Genomic DNA, 14,268 nt, shown 5'->3' on the forward strand with positions numbered 1-14,268 from the left:
TGTGCTTATATTTCCCGAACGACGCTAAACCTGTGGGAGCGAGCTTGCTCGCGAAGACGTCAGCCGCCACGACACATCTCTCAAGCCTTTACGCGGAAGTCTGAGATGGCGGTAATTCCAGATTATCCAGCACCCGATTCACTGCCAGCTCCCCGAGCATGATCAGTTGCGCAATCCCCACCAGCGTCCTGCGCTGCGAGGCGGGCATGAGATGGGTGAAGTCATTGACGATGGTTCTGGCGGAGGCCAGGGTTTCGCAGGCATCGACCAGCAGCTCTTCGTTTTTGAAGTCCGCGGTGACGGCATACATTCTGCGGGTTTTGCGTGGTGGCGGCGTGGAGCCGGGCGGGCAGAGATAGTGATCGAGGGCGCGGTCGGCGGCTTCGTGAAGCTTTCTGGAATCGGCGGATTCGTAGGGCGAGGCGGGATCGGTTTCGGGTGGATTGGGTGTTGGTTTGATCATGGTGAAGCTCCTGAGTTATGGAGCCACTCTTCCCCTGTCGCTAAACAAGTAAGGGTGGCAGCTGTACGCAGGTTAGCGAACCGGTCTCAGGCACCCCGGTAGACCCAAAGGTCTCCCGCATACAGCCGCCATAACGTAATTGCGGACGAAGAGTCCCGCAACGAAGCCATGAACGCTGATGCACTGAGATAGTCCGAGTCGCTAAACCCGATCGCTGATTCGTCAGCGACCGATCCACAATAGAACCCGACCCCACAGCGCACAAGCCGGCGGATTCTGGCTTAGCTGTAGGCAACGGCGCAAGGATTCGTAGCCTGTAAGGCGTGTCTGAAGGTGTCTTTTAAACACCAGAGTTTAAAAGACACGTTGTGCTGATTTCTCGGGCCCTTTCGCGAGCAAGCCCGCTCCCACGTTTGGAATGCATTTCCCCTGTAGGAGTGAGCTTGCTGGTAAATAAATACGTCCCCTTTTATCTATTTGGCCTTAGTCAATCGTAATGTGATTTATATAGAAGCCGGCATCGCTAGAAACTTCTGCCGCTCCATTTATCTTAAAGTAAGAAATGTATCTTCCCGTAGGCCCTTTATATTCAAATGCAAGTGGGGCTGGGCTACTGTCGGAGCGATAAGGCAATTGTTTGGTTTCGATCTCGTTACCATTGGGATCAAAAAAGTAATAGTGTTCGGTTTGTGAATATAGATAAGTTCGAGTTTTATGCTTGTCGCAAGGCCTTCCCAGCTGAAGTTGGCTATCGAGCCGCTGGAAAAAACCATGCATCGAATATTTTGGGCGACTGGTCTCTCTTCTATCGCCGTAGAGAGAACTCCTACAGTATTTATTAATACATTTATAATCAGGCCGCTCGGAAGTATTAAAGGTCTATTTTCAATGAAGCGATGATCTGGAGTTTCTTGAAAATTTTCATGTATAGAAACTCCGGTTTTTATGAAGTAAAAGCGTTGCGGAAAGAGCACTGCTTTGGCTCTATCGGTGGAGTTGTCCAGATTGACTGCGAGGTTAGTCGTCAGCTGACTTTCATTCTTAAGTTCTCTGAGCCATTCACCCGGTGCCTCTACCGACAGTCCCTCCGCCGAATCATTAGGTTCTCCCGATCTGACGTGCTTGCTGACGGGATCGCCATTCTTGTTAAGACCTTCATGCCAGACCCAGATCCGTTGCCCTGGTTCGAACAGCGGCCATTTTTGCGCAAGAATCCGGGCGTCGGCCGAGAGGTCTTTAATATCGAGCACAGGGCTCGTATTGTTTCCGATATTCGGTGTCGGAAATCGTGTGTCCCCATTCTCAATCTTCAACACGTTCAAAGGCAGAATCGGCGATTTGCCGATCTGGGCGTTGTTGCGATTCAAGTTCCAGCGCAGTTCGATCCCTTTTCCATGCCGCGCCGCAAGAAACGCCGGGCTCAACACCGTGTTCACCCACTTATTGCTGTTGAACGCCACCAACGGAAACTGCGGCGAGCCCGCTGGTGGATTGACCTCCACCAGCCGTGCCCGATCACCGTCCCGCGCCTGTAGGTGTTCGATGCGTACCGTCACTCCATTCGGATAGGCCAATACATCGATAGGGTTGGCGGCTGGAGCCACCAGAAACGGTGGCAGCAGATCCTCCGGAGTCGCTCCTGTTACGGTGCCGGTCGCCGGTCTGGAATTGCCCACCAGATCGCCGTTCGGCTTGCGCAGTTCGTAAGTCACGATGACGTTGCTACCGGCAAAAATCTTGTTGTTGGGCACTTCAAGAATGCAGGGTTTTTTCTGCCCGAACGGATCCGCTTCGACTTTGCCGTTGACGGTTACCACCACATCAGCGGGTTGCCCCGTGTTTTTCGCTGTGTACGTCGCGATGACTTCATAGCCCGCGACAAAGCGCGGGTCTATCGTCAGGACCACCAGCAGTAGTGGTTTGCCCGCCAGTTTCACCAGATCGATTTCCTCGGCGTTGTCGCCGGGATAATCCTCCATCCGCTCCAGCAGGATCGCCATCGGCAGACGCTTGCCATCCAGGTCCTCATCCACTGTCTGCACCGGCGACCACGGTGCGTCGGGGTCCGGGCCGTTGCCGACCTGGTCGGTGGGGCTGAAGGAGAAATTCAGTTTGTTGTTCTGGCGCTTCGCCTTGTCCATAAAAGCGCGGGTAATGGTGAAACAAATGGTGATGGGGTCTTCGTCACCGGGATTCGGCGGTTGCGGCGCCTGATTCGGATTGACCTTGGGCTTGGGCTCCAGCAGTTCGCCATTGCACTTGAGGGAGATGAGGTCATACGCCCGGCAATAGGGATAGGCCACACACACTTCGGCGCTGACGAAATCCGGGCCGATGCCGTTCTTGATCGCGTCAGGCAGAAGGAGCTTGAGTTCAGAGTGGCCACCGGGATCGGTCAGGCGATCCTTCAGGCCGGGGCGGATGCGGTTATAGAGTATTTCGAGCGGGGGCGTGGACTTCCCTAAATTGCTGCTTCCACGCCTGACCGTGTAGTACAGCATGTTGATCCGATCCGGGTGTAGTCGACCCTTGGGAATGCGCAGTGTGGTACGCGCGTTCGGATCGACGATGGTTTTGCTGTCCAGTGCAGCCTGTTCCCCCTCAAGCCAAGCCTCCATGACGTCGTTGGGATCCATGGTGCCCGACGACGGCGGGTCGACGAGAAGGACAGCGCCTTCTCCATCGGTGATCAGATCATAGGCGACCATGGGCATTCCGATATGTGCACCTTCCACGGGCGTGGTCTGGCCATTGACGCTTGGCGGACGGAGAACCAAAACAGTGTTGTCCGGTGGAGTGGAGACGGTCATGAGTGAGGCTCCTGTGTGGTTGGAACGGTTAGGTGCCATTTAATCGCTGAAATACAGGCCCCACACCTGTCAGATCTGACAGGTGCCGACCAGTGGTGATTTGAACCGGATTCAAAAGCAAAGCATCGCCTTTCAACGGCGATCTTTTCGTCCGCGCAAAAGTTGGAAGGCTTCTTGCAGTAGCCGCCGTGCGCCTGCTTCGGGCGTCAAAAGTTTGCTTTAAAGGAACGGGGAAAACCGGTGGATCGCTCTCAGTTAATCAACAGTGCTCGCTCGAACATTGCCGACCTCAGTCGGGGCAATCTGGGTGTGCCGCTGTTGCTGCTGGTCATGCTGGCGATGATGATGTTGCCGGTGCCGCCGTTCCTGCTCGACGTGTTCTTCACCTTCAACATTGCCCTGTCGATCGTGGTGCTGCTGGTCTGCGTGTACGCCTTGCGGCCGCTGGATTTTGCGGTGTTCCCGACGATCCTCCTGGTGGCGACGCTGTTGCGACTGGCGCTGAACGTGGCGTCGACGCGGGTGGTGATGCTCCACGGTCAGGACGGCCACGCCGCTGCCGGTAAGGTGATCCAGGCCTTCGGTGAGGTGGTGATCGGCGGTAACTACGTGGTTGGTATCGTGGTCTTCGCGATCCTGATGATCATCAACTTCGTCGTGGTGACCAAGGGTGCCGGCCGGATCTCCGAGGTGAGCGCGCGCTTCACCCTCGACGCGATGCCCGGCAAGCAAATGGCGATCGACGCCGACCTCAACGCCGGTCTGATCGATCAGGCGCAGGCCAAGGCCCGCCGTCAGGAAGTGGCCCAGGAGGCAGAGTTCTACGGTTCGATGGACGGTGCCAGCAAGTTCGTGCGCGGTGACGCCATCGCCGGTTTGCTGATTCTGTTCATCAACCTGATCGGCGGCATGGCCGTCGGTATCTTCCAGCACAACATGACGTTCGCCGACGCGGGCAAGGTTTACGCCTTGCTGACCATCGGTGACGGTTTAGTGGCGCAATTGCCATCACTGTTGTTATCTACAGCTGCGGCGATCATGGTGACCCGTGCTTCCGGCTCGGAAGACATGGGCAAGCAGATCAATCGCCAGATGTTCGCCTCGCCCAAAGCGCTGGCGGTGGCTGCCGGTCTGATGGCGGTCATGGGCCTGGTGCCGGGCATGCCGCACTTCTCGTTCCTGAGCATGGCCGCCCTGGCTGCCGGTGGCGCTTACCTGTTCTGGAAGAAGCAGAACGTGGCCAAGGTCGTTGCGCTGGAAGAGGTCAAGCGCCAGCAGGAACTGCTGCCGTCGCCGGCCCGCGCCATGGAAACCAAGGAGCTGGGCTGGGACGACGTGACCCCGATCGACATGATCGGCCTGGAAGTCGGCTACCGCCTGATTCCGTTGGTGGACCGCAACCAGGGCGGGCAATTGCTGGCGCGGATCAAGGGCGTGCGCAAAAAGCTCTCGCAGGATCTGGGCTTCCTGATGCCGACCGTGCACATCCGCGACAACCTCGACCTGGCGCCGAGCGCCTATCGCCTGACCCTGATGGGCGTGATCCTGGCCGAAGCCGAGATCTACCCGGATCGCGAACTGGCGATCAATCCGGGTCAGGTCTACGGCTCGCTCAACGGCATTACCGCCAAAGATCCGGCTTTCGGCCTGGAGGCGGTGTGGATCGAAGTCAGCCAGCGCGCCCAGGCGCAATCGCTCGGTTACACCGTGGTCGATGCCAGTACCGTGGTTGCGACCCACTTGAACCAGATTCTGTACAAGCACTCCAGCGAGCTGATCGGCCACGAAGAAGTGCAGCAATTGATGCAATTGCTGGCCAAGAGCTCGCCGAAACTGGCTGAAGAGCTGGTGCCGGGCGTGGTCACGCTGTCGCAACTGCTCAAGGTGCTGCAAGCGTTGCTGGCCGAACACGTGCCGGTGCGCGATATCCGCAGCATTGCCGAAGCCATCGCCAACAATGCCGCCAAGAGTCAAGATACCGCCGCTTTGGTGGCCGCTGTGCGGGTCGGCGTATCTCGCGCCATCGTCCAAAGCATTGTAGGGACTGAGTCGGAGCTGCCAGTTATCACGCTGGAGCCAAGGTTGGAACAAATATTGCTCAATAGTCTGCAGAAGGCAGGACAAGGCTCGGAAGAGGGCGTTCTGCTGGAGCCGAGCATGGCCGAGAAGCTGCAGCGTTCGCTGATCGAAGCGGCGCAGCGCCAGGAAATGCAAGGTCAGCCGGTGATCCTGTTGGTAGCAGGCCCGGTTCGCGCGATGCTCTCGCGCTTTGGTCGCCTGGCAGTTCCCGGACTGCATGTGCTGGCCTACCAGGAAATTCCGGACAACAAGCAAGTGACCATCGTTGCGACAGTAGGGCCCAACGGCTGAGGTAGTGGTTTATGCAAGTTAAGCGTTTTTTCGCCGCCGATATGCGTCAGGCCATGAAGCTGGTTCGTGATGAGCTGGGCGCTGATGCCGCCATCATTGGCAACCGCCGCATCGCCGGCGGCGTCGAGCTGACGGCGGCGCTCGATTACAAACTGTCGGCGCTGGCCCCGCGTGTTCCGAACATGGAACTCGAGGATGAGCTGCGCAAGACCCAGTCGCGCATCGTTACCGCCCAGGCCGAGCTGAGCCTGCGTGGCGAAGCCGACGGCAACACCAATCGCCAGTTGTTCGCCGGGCTGCCGTTGACGGCCGGCCTGCCGCTGACCGCTGCCGAACCGCTGACCGAGCCGACCTACGAAGCTCCGGCCCGCCCGGCACCGGCGCCTGCAGCGGTTTCCACTGGCGTTGACCCGCGTGCTCTGGACTCGATGCGTTTCGAGCTCAACAGCCTGCGCGAACTGATGGAAGTGCAACTCGGCACTCTGGCCTGGAACCAGCTGCAAGGCAGCCGTCCGGCCCAGGCCAATCTGTATCGTCGTCTGCAACGCATCGGTTTGTCCGGCCCCTTGTCCCGTGATCTGCTGTCGATGATCACCGAGATCGACGAACCGCGTCAGGCCTGGCGCATGCTGCTGGCGCACCTGGCGCGGATGATTGCTGTACCGGAAGTCGAGCCGCTGGAAGAGGGCGGTGTGATTGCCATGGTCGGCCCTGCCGGCATGGGCAAGACCACCACGCTGGCCAAACTGGCCGCCCGTTACGTGCTCAAGTACGGCGCGCAGAACATCGCGCTGGTGAGCATGGACAGTTTCCGTATCGGCGCGCAGGAGCAGCTCAAGACGCTGGGCCGCATCCTCAATGTGTCGGTGACCCACGTCGATCCGGGCCAGTCCCTGGTGCAGGCGCTGGATCCACTGCTGCGCAAACGCGTGGTGCTGATCGACACCGCCGGCCTGCAAGCCAGCGATCCGGCCCTGCGCATGCAGCTGGAAAGTCTGGCCGGTCGTGGCATTCGCTCAAAAAATTATCTGGTCCTGGCAACCACCAGCCAGAAACAGGTTCTAACCGCCGCTTATCACAGTTACAAGCGTTGCGGGCTGGCCGGCTGCATCCTGACTAAACTGGATGAGACGGCCAGCCTTGGCGAAGTGCTGAGTCTGGCGATCAGTCACGAACTGCCGGTCGCCTACCTGACCGATGGGCCGCGTATTCCGGATGATCTGCATCTGCCGCGCCGTCATCAACTGGTCAGCCGCGCCGTCAGTGTGCAAATGCAGGAAGAACCCAGCGAAGAAGCCATGGCTGACATGTTCGCTGATATCTACCACAGTCCGACCAAGCAGGTTGGCTGAGGTAATGAACCGTTTTTGTACCTACATCGATGGTCTGCCATGCATTGTTCCGGTTGTGAACGCGCAGCCAGTAATGTGGCCTCCGTCTATGCAAGACAAGGTAAAGAAATAACATGGGCAGCATGCATCCCGTACAGGTGATCGCGGTGACCGGCGGCAAAGGTGGCGTCGGCAAGACTAATGTGTCAGTGAACTTGTCCCTGGCGCTGGCAGAGCTTGGCCGTCGGGTCATGCTGCTGGACGCCGACCTGGGGCTGGCGAACGTCGACGTTCTGCTGGGCCTCACACCCAAACGCACCCTGGCCGACGTGATCGAAGGCCGCTGCGAGCTGCGCGACGTGCTGTTGCAAGGCCCCGGCGGGATCCGCATCGTGCCGGCCGCTTCCGGCACCCAGAGCATGGTTCACCTGAGCCCGGCCCAGCATGCCGGCCTGATTCAGGCGTTCAGCGACATCGGCGACAATCTCGATGTACTGGTGATCGACACCGCTGCGGGTATTGGTGACTCGGTAGTCAGTTTCGTTCGCGCAGCGCAAGAAGTCTTGCTGGTGGTCTGCGACGAGCCGACCTCGATCACCGACGCCTACGCGCTGATCAAGCTGCTCAACCGCGATTACGGCATGAACCGCTTCCGCGTCCTGGCCAACATGGCCCAGAGCCCGCAGGAAGGTCGCAATCTGTTCGCCAAGTTGACCAAGGTCACGGATCGCTTCCTCGACGTCGCCCTACAATACGTCGGCGCGGTGCCCTACGACGAAAGCGTGCGCAAGGCGGTGCAGAAGCAGCGTGCGGTCTATGAAGCCTTCCCGCGTTCCAAGTGCGCACTGGCGTTCAAGGCGATCGCACAGAAGGTCGACACCTGGCCGCTGCCCGCCAACCCGCGCGGCCACCTCGAATTTTTCGTCGAGCGCCTCGTGCAGCAAACGGCAGGACCTGTGCTATGACCGCCAGCGGTATGAACCTTTACAAAAAGTCGGCGCGTGACGCGCAGTACGAGCTGATCGAGCGTTACGCGCCACTGGTCAAACGCATCGCCTACCACTTGCTGGCGCGATTGCCGGCCAGTGTGCAGGTTGAAGACCTGATCCAGGCCGGGATGATCGGCCTGCTCGAAGTCTCGACCAAATACGACGCCAGCAAGGGCGCCAGTTTTGAAACGTACGCGGGCATCCGGATCCGCGGTGCGATGCTCGATGAAGTCCGTAAGGGGGATTGGGCGCCACGCTCGGTTCACCGCAATACCCGTATGGTCAGCGACGCGATTCGCTCGATTGAAGCTAAAACCGGCCGTGACGCTAAAGATCACGAAGTTGCGGCCGAACTCCAATTGAGTCTCGACGATTACTACGGGATTTTGAACGACACCCTGGGCAGCCGGCTGTTCAGTTTCGACGACCTGTTGCAGGACGGCGAACACGAAGGGCTGCACGAGGATGGCGCCAGTGCTCATCTGGAGCCGTCGCGCGATCTGGAAGACGAACGTTTCCAGGCCGCGCTGGCGGACGCGATTGCCAATTTGCCGGAGCGTGAGCGACTGGTGTTGGCGCTGTACTACGACGAAGAGCTGAACCTCAAGGAGATCGGTGAAGTCCTTGGCGTCAGTGAATCGCGAGTCAGCCAGTTACACAGCCAGTGCGCGGCCCGCTTGCGGGGGCGTTTGGGGGAGTGGCGAGCGCGCTGAAGGCAGTGTGGGGACACTGCGAACGAGGCTGGTGCGGTGGTGAACGGCACCGGTCTTGCTCTGTTGTGCTCCAGACAGTCATCGAGTGTTTTGCCGGATTGATTGAAATGGCGCGTCCAGGTGCTGGGCGCGTTTAAGACTGCTTGGAGGTCGAATTGAACAAAGACATGAAAATCCTCATCGTTGATGACTTCTCAACGATGCGGCGGATCATCAAGAACCTGTTGCGTGATCTCGGGTTCACCAACACCGTTGAAGCCGACGATGGCACCACTGCCATTCCGGTGCTCAACAGCGGCAGCATCGACTTTCTGGTGACCGACTGGAACATGCCCGGCATGACCGGTATCGACCTGCTGCGCCACGTGCGCGCCGATGAAAAGCTCAAGCACCTGCCAGTGCTGATGGTGACCGCTGAAGCCAAGCGCGAGCAGATCATCGAAGCGGCCCAGGCCGGCGTGAACGGCTACGTGGTCAAACCTTTCACGGCTCAGGCGTTGAAAGAAAAAATCGAGAAGATTTTCGAACGCATCGGCTGATGAACGCGCGGGGGAGCTATGGAGCATAACGAATCTTCACAGGGCGATTTTGAGTCGACCCTGAAAAAACACGCGGTCGAACTGGTCGAGAGCCTTGAAAAAGGCAAGTTCGGCGACGCTGTGCAACTGATCCATGAGCTCAATCAGACCCGTGACCGTGGCCTGTACCAGGAAGTGGGCAAGCTCACGCGTGAACTGCACAGTGCGATCGTCAATTTCCAGATCGATCCGCACATGCCGCAGGCCGAGGAAGTGTCGCAAATCACCGACGCTACCGAGCGCCTGGGCTACGTGGTCAAACTGACCGAAGCTGCCGCCAACCGCACCATGGATCTGGTGGAAAGCGCGACCCCTGTGGTCAATGGCCTGGCTGACGAAGCCCAGGCCTTGAGCGCCGATTGGAGCCGCTTCATGCGCCGTGAGGTAGGGGCTGAAGAGTTCCGTGAACTGGCGCGCCGGGTCGACGGTTTTCTGGCACGCAGCAGCGCGGACAACCGCGCGGTGTCGAGCAATCTGAACGACATTCTGCTCGCCCAGGATTACCAGGACCTCACCGGTCAGGTGATCAAGCGCGTGACCCAATTGGTCACCGAAGTCGAAAGCAACCTGCTCAAGCTCGTGCTCATGGCCAGCCAGGTGGACCGCTTTGCGGGCATCGAACATGACCGTGCGGCGATGCTTGCTGAAAAAGATCCACAAAAACATCTCTCGCAGGGTGAAGGTCCGCAGATTCATGCCGATAAACGAGAAGACGTTGTGTCCGGTCAGGACGATGTGGACGATTTGCTATCCAGCCTTGGATTTTGAGTTTTTTTGGGTTTTTAGACCTGTAGGAGCACCCCATTAATGAGCTTCGGCGCCGATGAAGAGATCCTTCAGGATTTCCTGGTTGAGGCCGGCGAGATTCTTGAGCAACTGTCCGAACAACTGGTCGAGCTGGAAAGCCGCCCGGATGACGCAGATCTGCTCAACGCAATTTTTCGCGGTTTCCACACTGTAAAAGGGGGCGCCGGCTTCCTTCAGCTCAACGAGCTGGTGGAGTGCTGTCACATCGCCGAAAACGTGTTCGACATCCTGCGCAAGGGTGAACGACGCGTCGATGCAGAACTGATGGACGTGGTGCTCGAAGCGCTGGACGCGGTGAACAGCATGTTCAGCGAAGTCCGCGATCGCAGCCCGATCACCGCCGCCACCCCGGAACTGCTGGCCGCCCTGGCGCGTCTGGCCGAACCGCAATCGGCGGATGAAGCCCCGGCTTCGCCTGTTGCCGAGATGATCGAAGAACTGGTCGTCGAAGGCGATTCGGGTGACATCACCGATAACGAATTTGAACAGTTGCTGGACTCGCTGAACGCCGTCAAGGCCGAAGCCGAAGCCCCGGCGGCTGCCGCTGCACCTGCTTCCACCGAAGCGGCCAGCGATGAAATCACCGACGCGGAGTTCGAGTCGCTGCTCGACCAGTTGCATGGCAAAGGCCAGTTCGCGGCCGACGCTGTGGCTCCGGCCGCTGCTGCACCGGCTGCTCCGGCGGCGGGCGACAGCTCGGACATCACCGACGACGAATTCGAAGCCTTGCTCGATCAGTTGCACGGCAAGGGCAACTTTGCCGTCGATGCACTGGAATCGGCAATTGCTTCGGTTCCTGCGACGGCTGCTCCGGCAGCGGCTGCGGCCGGTAGCGATCTGATCAGCGATCACGAGTTCGAATCGCTGCTCGACGATCTGCATGGCAAAGGCAAATTCACTGACGTCGCCACCGGTGCCGTCGTGACGGCCGGCAATGCTTCGGCGGTTGCAGCGCCTGCTGCGAAGGCCCCGGCCGCTGCGGCAAAACCTGCTGCAAAAGCGCCTGAGCCGAAAGCCGAACCGGCCAAACCGGCTGCCGCTGCGGCACCGGCTCCGGCCCGTGCACCGGCGACTCCGCCACCGGAAAAACCGGCGAGCGAAGCCGAGACTACCGTGCGTGTGGACACTGCACGTCTCGACGAAATCATGAACATGGTCGGCGAACTGGTGCTGGTGCGTAACCGTCTGGTGCGCCTGGGCCTGAACAGCGGCGACGAGTCGATGCAGAAGGCCGTGTCGAACCTCGACGTGGTCACCGCCGACTTGCAGACCGCCGTCATGAAGACCCGGATGCAGCCGATCAAGAAAGTCTTCGGCCGCTTCCCGCGTCTGGTTCGCGACCTGGCACGCCAGCTCAAGAAAGAGATCAACCTGGAACTGGTGGGCGAAGAGACCGACCTCGACAAGAACCTCGTCGAGGCACTGGCCGACCCGCTGGTCCACTTGGTGCGCAACGCGGTCGACCACGGCATCGAGTCGCCGGAAGAACGTGAAGCTTCGGGCAAGGCCCGTGGCGGCAAGGTAATCCTGGCGGCCGAGCAGGAAGGCGACCACATCCTGCTGTCGATCTCCGACGACGGCAAAGGCATGGACCCGAACGTCCTGCGCGCCATCGCCGTGAAACGCGGTGTGATGGACAAGGATGCCGCCGATCGCCTGAGCGACACCGAGTGCTACAACCTGATTTTCGCCCCGGGTTTCTCGACCAAAACCGAGATCTCCGACGTGTCCGGCCGCGGTGTCGGCATGGACGTGGTGAAGACCAAGATTTCCCAGCTCAACGGTTCGATCAACATCTACTCGACCAAGGGCCAGGGCTCGAAGATCGTCATCAAGGTGCCGCTGACGCTGGCGATCATGCCGACCCTGATGGTGATGCTCGGCAATCAGGCGTTCGCGTTCCCGCTGGTGAACGTCAACGAAATCTTCCACCTCGACCTGTCGACCACCAACGTGGTGGACGGCCAGGAAGTGGTGATCGTGCGGGACAAGGCGCTGCCATTGTTCTACCTCAAGCGCTGGCTGGTCAGCTCCGCCGCTCACGAAGAGCAGCGCGAAGGCCATGTGGTGATCCTTTCGGTGGGCACCCAGCGGATCGGCTTCGTCGTCGATCAACTGGTCGGCCAGGAAGAAGTGGTCATCAAGCCATTGGGCAAGATGCTCCAGGGAACTCCGGGCATGTCCGGCGCCACCATCACCGGTGACGGCCGCATTGCACTGATTCTCGATGTTCCGAGCATGCTCAAGCGTTACGCCGCACGGCGTATTTGAATCCGGGGCGGCGGGGCGACAACGTCCCGCCGCACCTAATGGAGTGTTTATGGCAGTCAAAGTCCTGGTGGTGGACGATTCGGGTTTTTTCCGCCGCCGCGTCTCGGAAATTCTTTCAGCGGATCCGAGCATCCAGGTTGTCGGCACGGCAACCAACGGTAAAGAGGCGATCGATCAGGCCCTGGCCCTCAAGCCGGACGTGATCACCATGGACTACGAGATGCCGATGATGGATGGCATCACGGCCGTGCGGCACATCATGCAGCGCTGCCCGACCCCGGTGTTGATGTTCTCCTCGCTGACGCACGAAGGCGCCCGGGTCACCCTGGATGCGCTGGATGCCGGCGCGGTGGATTTCCTGCCGAAGAATTTCGAAGACATCTCCCGCAATCCGGAGAAGGTCAAGCAACTGCTGTGCGAGAAGGTTCACAGCATCTCGCGCAGCAACCGTCGTTTCAGTGCCTACAGTGCGCCGGCGCCTGCCGCTGCACCTGCACCTGCGCCGACTCCGGCAGCGGCGCCGTCGAGCTTTGGCAGCCACAGTGCTCCGGCCCGTCCGGCACCTGCGCCTGCACCGACTCGCGCGCCAGCGGCCAGCGCTTCGTCGCCGGCCCCGAAACGCAAAAACTACAAGCTCGTGGCGATTGGTACGTCGACCGGTGGCCCGGTTGCCCTGCAACGGGTTCTGACTCAATTGCCGGCCAGCTTCCCGGCGCCGATCGTGCTGATCCAGCACATGCCGGCGGCCTTCACCAAGGCTTTCGCCGAACGTCTGGACAAGCTGTGCCGCATCAGCGTCAAGGAAGCCGAGGATGGCGACATCCTGCGTCCGGGCCTGGCGCTGCTGGCACCGGGTGGCAAGCAGATGATGATCGACGGCCGTGGCGCGGTGAAAATCCTGCCGGGCGACGAGCGTCTGAACTACAAGCCGTGCGTGGACATCACCTTCGGTTCTGCAGCCAAATCCTACAGTGACAAAGTTCTGGCGGTGGTACTGACCGGCATGGGCGCCGACGGCCGCGAAGGTGCACGCCTGCTCAAGCAGGGCGGCAGCACGGTCTGGGCTCAGGACGAAGCCAGTTGTGTGATCTACGGCATGCCGATGGCCATCGTCAAAGCTGACCTCGCCGACGCGGTGTACAGCCTGGACGATATCGGCAAGCACATCGTCGAGGCATGCGTCTGATGGATGTTCTAAGCCTTATCGGGATCATCATGGCGTTCGTCGCCATCATCGGCGGCAACTACCTGGAAGGTGGTCACCTCGGCGCACTGGCCAACGGCCCGGCAGCGCTGATCGTGCTCGGTGGCACCGTCGGTGCCGCGCTGCTGCAATCGCCGATGAGCGCGTTCAAGCGCGCCATGCAGATTCTGGCCTGGATCTTTTTCCCGCCGCGTGTGGACCTGGCCGGCGGCATCGACCGCGTGGTCAACTGGAGCCTCACCGCCCGCAAGGAAGGCCTGCTGGGCCTGGAAGGCGTGGCGGATGCCGAGCCTGACGCCTACTCGCGCAAGGGCCTGCAACTGCTGGTCGACGGCGCCGAGCCGGAAGCGATCCGCAGCATCCTCGAAGTGGATTTCTACACTCAGGAAGCCCGCGACATCGAGGCCGCCAAAGTGTTTGAAAGCATGGGCGGCTACGCGCCGACCATCGGCATCATCGGTGCGGTGATGGGCCTGATCCACGTGATGGGCAACCTGGCCGATCCGTCGCAACTGGGCAACGGTATTGCGGTCGCGTTCGTCGCCACCATCTACGGTGTGGCCAGTGCCAACCTGATCCTGTTGCCGGTTGCAGCCAAGCTCAAGTCAATCGCGTTGCGACAGTCGCGTTATCGCGAAATGTTGTTGGAAGGGATCTTGTCGATCGCTGAAGGTGAAAACCCACGCTCCATCGAGTTGAAGCTTCAGGGCTTCATGGATTAAGGGACTAACC

Annotated in this window: 11 protein-coding genes; 9 read left to right on the forward strand and 2 right to left on the reverse strand. The window is 59.9% G+C overall.

The window, feature by feature from the left end; all coding sequences use genetic code 11:
* Positions 1 to 88: 88 nt before the first annotated feature.
* Complete coding sequence (locus LOY31_RS07985) at positions 89 to 463, reverse strand: DUF6124 family protein (protein WP_258713085.1); 375 nt, start codon at positions 461 to 463, stop codon at positions 89 to 91.
* 545 nt (positions 464 to 1,008) lie between these two features.
* The gene (locus tag LOY31_RS07990) at positions 1,009 to 3,273 is read right to left on the reverse strand and encodes a hypothetical protein (RefSeq protein ID WP_258713086.1); all 2,265 of its coding nucleotides are present in this window, start codon (positions 3,271 to 3,273) and stop codon (positions 1,009 to 1,011) included.
* Between the two features lie 240 nt (positions 3,274 to 3,513).
* On the opposite strand from LOY31_RS07990, the gene flhA reads away from it, so the two are divergent.
* The 9 genes from flhA (at position 3,514) to LOY31_RS08035 (ending at position 14,258) form a co-directional block, all read left to right on the forward strand.
* On the forward strand, positions 3,514 to 5,643 hold the full coding sequence (gene flhA / locus LOY31_RS07995; protein ID WP_007951956.1) for a flagellar biosynthesis protein FlhA: 2,130 nt from the start codon (positions 3,514 to 3,516) through the stop codon (positions 5,641 to 5,643).
* An 11-nt stretch (positions 5,644 to 5,654) separates the two neighbouring features.
* Complete coding sequence (gene flhF, locus LOY31_RS08000) at positions 5,655 to 6,995, forward strand: flagellar biosynthesis protein FlhF (RefSeq protein WP_258713087.1); 1,341 nt, start codon at positions 5,655 to 5,657, stop codon at positions 6,993 to 6,995.
* A 113-nt stretch (positions 6,996 to 7,108) separates the two neighbouring features.
* Positions 7,109 to 7,939 carry a flagellar synthesis regulator FleN gene (gene fleN / locus LOY31_RS08005; RefSeq protein WP_003222917.1) on the forward strand — a complete coding sequence of 277 codons (831 nt, stop codon included), beginning with the start codon at positions 7,109 to 7,111 and terminating at the stop codon, positions 7,937 to 7,939.
* Positions 7,936 to 8,676, forward strand: coding sequence for an RNA polymerase sigma factor FliA (gene fliA, locus LOY31_RS08010; protein WP_007951959.1), 741 nt, complete (start codon positions 7,936 to 7,938; stop codon positions 8,674 to 8,676). The genes fleN and fliA overlap by 4 nt, the downstream gene beginning before the upstream one ends.
* A 167-nt stretch (positions 8,677 to 8,843) precedes the next feature.
* A complete protein-coding gene (locus tag LOY31_RS08015) occupies positions 8,844 to 9,215 on the forward strand; it encodes a chemotaxis response regulator CheY (protein WP_003183998.1) in 372 nt (123 codons plus the stop codon).
* 18 nt (positions 9,216 to 9,233) lie between these two features.
* Entirely contained in the window at positions 9,234 to 10,022 is a 789-nt protein-coding gene (locus tag LOY31_RS08020; protein WP_085605803.1) for a protein phosphatase CheZ, read from the forward strand.
* 39 nt (positions 10,023 to 10,061) lie between these two features.
* Entirely contained in the window at positions 10,062 to 12,332 is a 2,271-nt protein-coding gene (locus tag LOY31_RS08025) for a chemotaxis protein CheA (RefSeq protein ID WP_085605806.1), read from the forward strand.
* 49 nt (positions 12,333 to 12,381) lie between these two features.
* Positions 12,382 to 13,518: a chemotaxis response regulator protein-glutamate methylesterase gene (locus LOY31_RS08030; RefSeq protein ID WP_085605808.1), complete on the forward strand. Its 1,137-nt coding sequence runs from the start codon at positions 12,382 to 12,384 to the stop codon at positions 13,516 to 13,518.
* On the forward strand, positions 13,518 to 14,258 hold the full coding sequence (locus LOY31_RS08035; RefSeq protein WP_085605871.1) for a flagellar motor protein: 741 nt from the start codon (positions 13,518 to 13,520) through the stop codon (positions 14,256 to 14,258). Before LOY31_RS08030 ends, LOY31_RS08035 begins: the two co-directional genes overlap by 1 nt.
* The last annotated feature ends 10 nt before the right edge of the window (positions 14,259 to 14,268 follow it).

Origin of the sequence: Pseudomonas sp. B21-021 (assembly GCF_024749205.1) — a bacterium.
Taxonomy (GTDB): domain Bacteria; phylum Pseudomonadota; class Gammaproteobacteria; order Pseudomonadales; family Pseudomonadaceae; genus Aquipseudomonas; species Aquipseudomonas paraglycinae.

Excerpts from the sequence above, each read along its gene's own strand:
- fleN (WP_003222917.1), top strand. The coding sequence starts at position 7,109 with ATGGGCAGCATGCATCCCGTACAGGTGATCGCGGTGACCGGCGGCAAA.
- LOY31_RS08020 (WP_085605803.1), top strand. The coding sequence starts at position 9,234 with ATGGAGCATAACGAATCTTCACAGGGCGATTTTGAGTCGACCCTGAAA.
- LOY31_RS08035 (WP_085605871.1), top strand. The coding sequence starts at position 13,518 with ATGGATGTTCTAAGCCTTATCGGGATCATCATGGCGTTCGTCGCCATC.
- LOY31_RS08015 (WP_003183998.1), top strand. The coding sequence starts at position 8,844 with ATGAAAATCCTCATCGTTGATGACTTCTCAACGATGCGGCGGATCATC.
- LOY31_RS08030 (WP_085605808.1), top strand. The coding sequence starts at position 12,382 with ATGGCAGTCAAAGTCCTGGTGGTGGACGATTCGGGTTTTTTCCGCCGC.
- LOY31_RS08025 (WP_085605806.1), top strand. The coding sequence starts at position 10,062 with ATGAGCTTCGGCGCCGATGAAGAGATCCTTCAGGATTTCCTGGTTGAG.
- LOY31_RS07985 (WP_258713085.1), bottom strand. The coding sequence starts at position 463 with ATGATCAAACCAACACCCAATCCACCCGAAACCGATCCCGCCTCGCCC.
- flhF (WP_258713087.1), top strand. The coding sequence starts at position 5,655 with ATGCAAGTTAAGCGTTTTTTCGCCGCCGATATGCGTCAGGCCATGAAG.
- fliA (WP_007951959.1), top strand. The coding sequence starts at position 7,936 with ATGACCGCCAGCGGTATGAACCTTTACAAAAAGTCGGCGCGTGACGCG.
- LOY31_RS07990 (WP_258713086.1), bottom strand. The coding sequence starts at position 3,273 with ATGACCGTCTCCACTCCACCGGACAACACTGTTTTGGTTCTCCGTCCG.